This is a genomic window from Pediococcus sp. (genome assembly GCF_003533255.1).
Lineage (GTDB): Bacteria > Bacillota > Bacilli > Lactobacillales > Lactobacillaceae > Pediococcus > Pediococcus parvulus.
Map to the genome: position 1 here is coordinate 6,102 of NZ_DOEM01000030.1, position 4,449 is coordinate 10,550.

The following is a 4,449-nucleotide window of genomic DNA, read 5'->3' on the forward strand; positions in this document are numbered from 1 at the left end:
CTTTGACTTGCTGAGCCGTCCTCGGAAAAATTAGTAAACGGAATATATATTAGCATGCCCACGTAGTTGAGGTAAACACGATGTAATCCTAATTTTATAAAAAACCGGTTGCAGGCTATCAAACGTTGTGGTATAATTTGCACTTTTTGTGAAACTATGTTACAATGTTTCACATGGGAAGGTGAAGCCAATGCCAAACACACTAGCCACAATTAAGTCGAAGCTAGACAATAAGGTTGGAGAAGAAATGATGGTAGTTGCCCAAGCAGGTCGTAAGAAGATTACGAAACGCCATGGAATTCTTCATAAGACATATCCAGCTGTTTTCGTTGTTGATTTAGATCAAGACGAAAATTCTTTTGAGCGGGTATCATATAGCTATACCGATATTCTAACGAAGAACATCGAAATTGCATTCGGAGAATAAAAATAATCGGGCCGCAAAGGTCTTTTTATTTTGCCTAAATTTATCATTTTTGCACATAAAATGATGTTTAGGATAAGAGTTATGAAGCTTTTTCTCCAGAGCTGGTACTTTACCCAGTTTTTAAGTATAATTGTGATAAAATACTGGATTAGTAAACTAGGTGATTGCATGGAGACAACGGAAAAAGCCCCGGCCAAGCTGAACTTGTTCTTAGACACACCCTATAATCACTCGGATGGGCTTCAAGAATGGAATATGGTGATGACATCGGTAGATCTTGCCGATTATGTAAAGATTGAAACCAAGCCTGGTAAACGCGCCATTAGTGTCCATACAGACACGGGATTTTTGCCCAATGATAGCCGTAATTTAGCGTATCAAGCTGCAAAACTATTACAACAAGAGTTTCATGTTCAGGCTGGTGCAAAGATTCGAATCAAAAAAAATATCCCGGTTGCTGCTGGGATGGGTGGTGGTTCTTCGGATGCTGCTGCCGTGTTGCGTGGATTGAATAATTTGTGGAACCTAGGTATCCCAAAGGCTCAATTGGCTGAATTAGGCCTTCAAATTGATTCAGACGTGCCTTATTGTGTGTTTAGTCAAACAGCCCATGTTTATGGTAAGGGTGAAAAAGTGGCGTTGCTACGGCAATTACCGGCAATGTATTTTGTCATTGCAAAGCCTAAACTGAGCGTTTCAACGCCTAAGATTTTACGAAAGATTGATCATAAAAGCTTAGGTCATTTAAAAATTGACGGAATGTTGGAAGCAATTAAACAAAATGATTTTTCGGCAATCTGCAAAAATGCAGGAAACGTGCTTGAACCGGTAACAGGGCAGATGCACCCACAGATTTTACAATTAAAAGACCGCATGCTAAGGTATGGTGCCGATGTTGCGCAAATGAGTGGCACAGGACCAACTGTTTTTGGCATTTGTCGCAAGGAAAGCCGGGCTCAACACCTTGTAAACAGTCTGAAGGGCTTTTGTCCGGAAGTGTATCTTGTTAGGCCATTAAACTAAAAAGAGAGTCACCAAAAATGGGGGCCCTCCTTTTTTAACGCGTTTAAGTAATCAATTACTTAAAGTCGTTATAACAATGCAGCAATACCCAGGCCAATGAAAATTAATCCGAAGAATACACTGTACCAAATTGCAAATGGCATGAATAGAGAAGTATGACCATTCATGCTCACACGCAATGTTTGCCAACTTTTGTAAACATTGTAAAATTGAAACAAACCAATTAAGATACCTACTACACCAATTAAAAGATCTGCATTCATCACAATCGCGTTCGTTCAAAATTACAATCCAAACATAAACAACCTACTTTGGGTTAACTGTATTATTGGCACCAGTGTAGCATCACTTACTAATCTTTGCAATCGCTTTCTTTTATGAAGTTATAAGCTAATAGTAACGACTGAAAATCAAGAATAAAATAGCAGTTCCGATGGCAATGAGAAGAAGCATCAGACCCAAATTTGTCCAGCTGAAATGGCGAGAAAGATACATCGAACCACCGGCTAAGCTCAAACTGACGACAACTAAAATTATGATCAATGAGACCGGAAACCCAAATTTATAGAGAAAATAGGCCATTACTGCGTAGCCTAAAAGATACTGAAAGAGCATAAATTGATTGTTTGGTCGTTTCATATCTGCCTCCGTGTTTGTTGTTACTCTAAATATACAGCAAAATGGAGAAATACATTAATGAAGCGCCCACTAAAACCAGAATATGCCACCAAACGTGTACATATTTTACATGGGGGATGTTGTAAATCAGGCCACCCAATGAAAAAGCGACACCGCCTGCAACAAGCAAACTAATGCCAATTAAACCTAAACTGGCATAGAGTTGTTTGGCGCCAACTAGACAAAGCCAGCCCATTAACACGTAAATAAGAGTTTCAATTTTTTTGAACTTACCAACCGCAAAGAATTGAAAGACAATTCCAACGATTGCCAGAAACCAAATGACGATGCATAAACTGATTCCTAGACGGCCGCGAATGGCAAGAAGACAATAAGGGGTGTAGGTTCCTGCAATTAAAAAATTAATGCTGTCATGATCTAATATTTGGAAGACGTGACTAGCTTTCGTGAAATAGAGGCTATGAAACATAGTAGAAGAGAAGAATAAAACTAGAAGACTAAGACCATAGATAGTATAGGCGACTATATCTAGTGGTTTTCCAAGTCCAATAGCCTTAATAAGCAATAAAATGGTTCCGGCAATACTCAAAAAAAATCCAATTCCGTGGGTAATGGCGCTCCAAATTTCATTAAGTAGCTGTGAGTGACGGATGTCGATGATATTTTTCGATTTAAAAGTTGGTTTCATTAGGTCGTCCTCCGTTCAACTAGATATTATATACTAATCATCTGGTTTTGAAAACTAGATGATCTATAAAACGTGTGAATTACGTAAATTTTCTGAAAATGGTATGATATTAGAAAGAGTAAAGTAAAGAGGGAAATCATGGCAAAGCGTTCGAGTACCAAACAAAAGATTGTGCTGGCCTTATTTGAATTAATGAAGACCCACTCAGTTGATGAAGTGACAGTTAGCGATATTTGTAAGCAAGCATCTGTTTCGCGCATGTCCTATTATCGGAGTTTTAAATCAAAACAACAGATCTTGGAATATCAATTCGATGAAGTGTTCCAAGAGTTTTTTAGTTACCTTCAAGTTATGAATACGCATGATATGACAGCTTTTTTAGATGCCTTTTTTACAGTGATTCGGCGACATCGTGGCACTGTTAATATTTTAATCAAAGCTGACTTAGTGGGGATTATTTTAGATAAACTTCAATTTTATATTACTGATCTAGTGGACAAAGACGTTTTGAAAATTCGTGACCGAGCTTCCAAAATGTGGATAGCGTTTGTAGCAGGCGGGTTAACCCAGATGATTGTTGAGTGGGATAAGGATGACATGGTGGAGTCTAATGCTGAAATGGTTATGATTGGTCGGAAATTTTTGAGATAATTTGTGTAAATCAACCTGAGTTTTCAGAAAACGCTTATGCTTTTTAAGTGAGTTTGTTACAATAGATGAGATGGAACCCATACTGCGTATAATTGATCAGCGTATGTTTTTTTATAAAAACATGCGCTGATTTTTTGCGCTCTGTTGGGAAAACTTGCACGTTTAAAAAAAAGGAGGAACTATATGTTATTTAGAATGAAATTACCACAGAACAAGAAGGAAACAGTTTTATTTATGTTTTTAATTTCCATAATCTCAGTAAATATTATTGCCCCCGTTATTACGGGGTTTGAGATTGGATTTAGCTGGCAAACTTGGCACCAAGTTTTAGCCATTATTCCATTAATGTGGATAACGGTTTTGGCTATCGTGCTTTTGACACAACAGCCTGCCGGATGGCTGACAGAAAGAATTGTCGATCGTGAAGACAGTTTTTTGGCGCACATGGTGATTAATGGTTTGTGCTCTGTTTTATTAATTTCGATATTTATGACAGTTTTGGGAACTTGGATTGGCAGCCAACAAATTAGTTGGACACCATTTCAGCAATTTTTTGTGAAATGGCCCCGAAACTTTGCAATTGCTCTAGCTGTTGAACTATTGATTGCACAACCCATTGCCCGACAAACTATGCAACTTATTCATAACCGTCAAAAAACAGAAGACTAAAACCAAGTTAGTCCGGCGTTTGAAATGATCAGAATTAAAGGTACTCGTTTATTAATGATCATATTAACTACTGGATTATTAGTTGTATAGATAGTTTCTCAGCAAAAAAATTAATTTATTTATGGGCTGCAAATGCGTGCCAAACATGGGATGAGAGATGAAATACAAAAAGGAAACTAAATAAAACGTTTACATTAGAAAGGAATTGGGCTACAATTACTCATGAATAAAGTTTTTGTGGATCGTTACTAATTCGATTAGGCGTGACCACAAGCAATGGAACTCATTGCTTGCGGTCATTTTTTTTTGAAAAAAGGATATGATAAAAATGGGTCTCTGTCAAATCGTATTG

The 4,449-nt window shown here is 37.6% G+C and carries 7 protein-coding genes; 4 read left to right on the forward strand and 3 right to left on the reverse strand.

All coding sequences use genetic code 11. The features are described 5' to 3' along the window. Positions 1–190 precede the first annotated feature (190 nt). The gene (locus tag DD627_RS07490) at positions 191–427 is read left to right on the forward strand and encodes a Veg family protein (protein WP_057784972.1); all 237 of its coding nucleotides are present in this window, start codon (positions 191–193) and stop codon (positions 425–427) included. Between the two features lie 168 nt (positions 428–595). Further along, positions 596–1,450, forward strand: a complete 855-nt coding sequence (ispE, locus tag DD627_RS07495; protein WP_057784973.1) for a 4-(cytidine 5'-diphospho)-2-C-methyl-D-erythritol kinase — start codon at positions 596–598, stop codon at positions 1,448–1,450. A gap of 68 nt (positions 1,451–1,518) precedes the next feature. On the opposite strand, the gene DD627_RS07500 is transcribed toward ispE, so the two are convergent. The 3 genes from DD627_RS07500 to trhA all read right to left on the reverse strand — a co-directional run bounded on the left by DD627_RS07500 (position 1,519) and on the right by trhA (position 2,777). Then, positions 1,519–1,713, reverse strand: coding sequence for a hypothetical protein (locus DD627_RS07500; RefSeq protein ID WP_057784974.1), 195 nt, complete (start codon positions 1,711–1,713; stop codon positions 1,519–1,521). A 127-nt stretch (positions 1,714–1,840) separates the two neighbouring features. Continuing rightward, positions 1,841–2,089 carry a hypothetical protein gene (locus tag DD627_RS07505; protein ID WP_260267777.1) on the reverse strand — a complete coding sequence of 83 codons (249 nt, stop codon included), beginning with the start codon at positions 2,087–2,089 and terminating at the stop codon, positions 1,841–1,843. Positions 2,090–2,114: 25 nt separating this feature from the next. Further along, positions 2,115–2,777, reverse strand: a complete 663-nt coding sequence (gene trhA / locus DD627_RS07510; protein ID WP_260274699.1) for a PAQR family membrane homeostasis protein TrhA — start codon at positions 2,775–2,777, stop codon at positions 2,115–2,117. Between the two features lie 138 nt (positions 2,778–2,915). Here trhA and DD627_RS07515 point away from each other — a divergent pair, with 138 nt between their 5' ends. Together DD627_RS07515 and DD627_RS07520 are read left to right on the forward strand one after the other, a co-directional pair. Further along, positions 2,916–3,428: a TetR/AcrR family transcriptional regulator gene (locus DD627_RS07515; RefSeq protein WP_057784977.1), complete on the forward strand. Its 513-nt coding sequence runs from the start codon at positions 2,916–2,918 to the stop codon at positions 3,426–3,428. 183 nt (positions 3,429–3,611) lie between these two features. Then, positions 3,612–4,097, forward strand: coding sequence for a DUF2798 domain-containing protein (locus tag DD627_RS07520; protein WP_260267774.1), 486 nt, complete (start codon positions 3,612–3,614; stop codon positions 4,095–4,097). The last annotated feature ends 352 nt before the right edge of the window (positions 4,098–4,449 follow it).

What these genes read in the sequence shown, in the direction of transcription:
- DD627_RS07490 (WP_057784972.1), top strand. Translation starts at nt 191, where the DNA reads ATGCCAAACACACTAGCCACAATTAAGTCGAAGCTAGACAATAAGGTT.
- ispE (WP_057784973.1), top strand. Translation starts at nt 596, where the DNA reads ATGGAGACAACGGAAAAAGCCCCGGCCAAGCTGAACTTGTTCTTAGAC.
- DD627_RS07500 (WP_057784974.1), bottom strand. Translation starts at nt 1,713, where the DNA reads ATGAATGCAGATCTTTTAATTGGTGTAGTAGGTATCTTAATTGGTTTG.
- DD627_RS07505 (WP_260267777.1), bottom strand. Translation starts at nt 2,089, where the DNA reads ATGAAACGACCAAACAATCAATTTATGCTCTTTCAGTATCTTTTAGGC.
- trhA (WP_260274699.1), bottom strand. Translation starts at nt 2,777, where the DNA reads ATGAAACCAACTTTTAAATCGAAAAATATCATCGACATCCGTCACTCA.
- DD627_RS07515 (WP_057784977.1), top strand. Translation starts at nt 2,916, where the DNA reads ATGGCAAAGCGTTCGAGTACCAAACAAAAGATTGTGCTGGCCTTATTT.
- DD627_RS07520 (WP_260267774.1), top strand. Translation starts at nt 3,612, where the DNA reads ATGTTATTTAGAATGAAATTACCACAGAACAAGAAGGAAACAGTTTTA.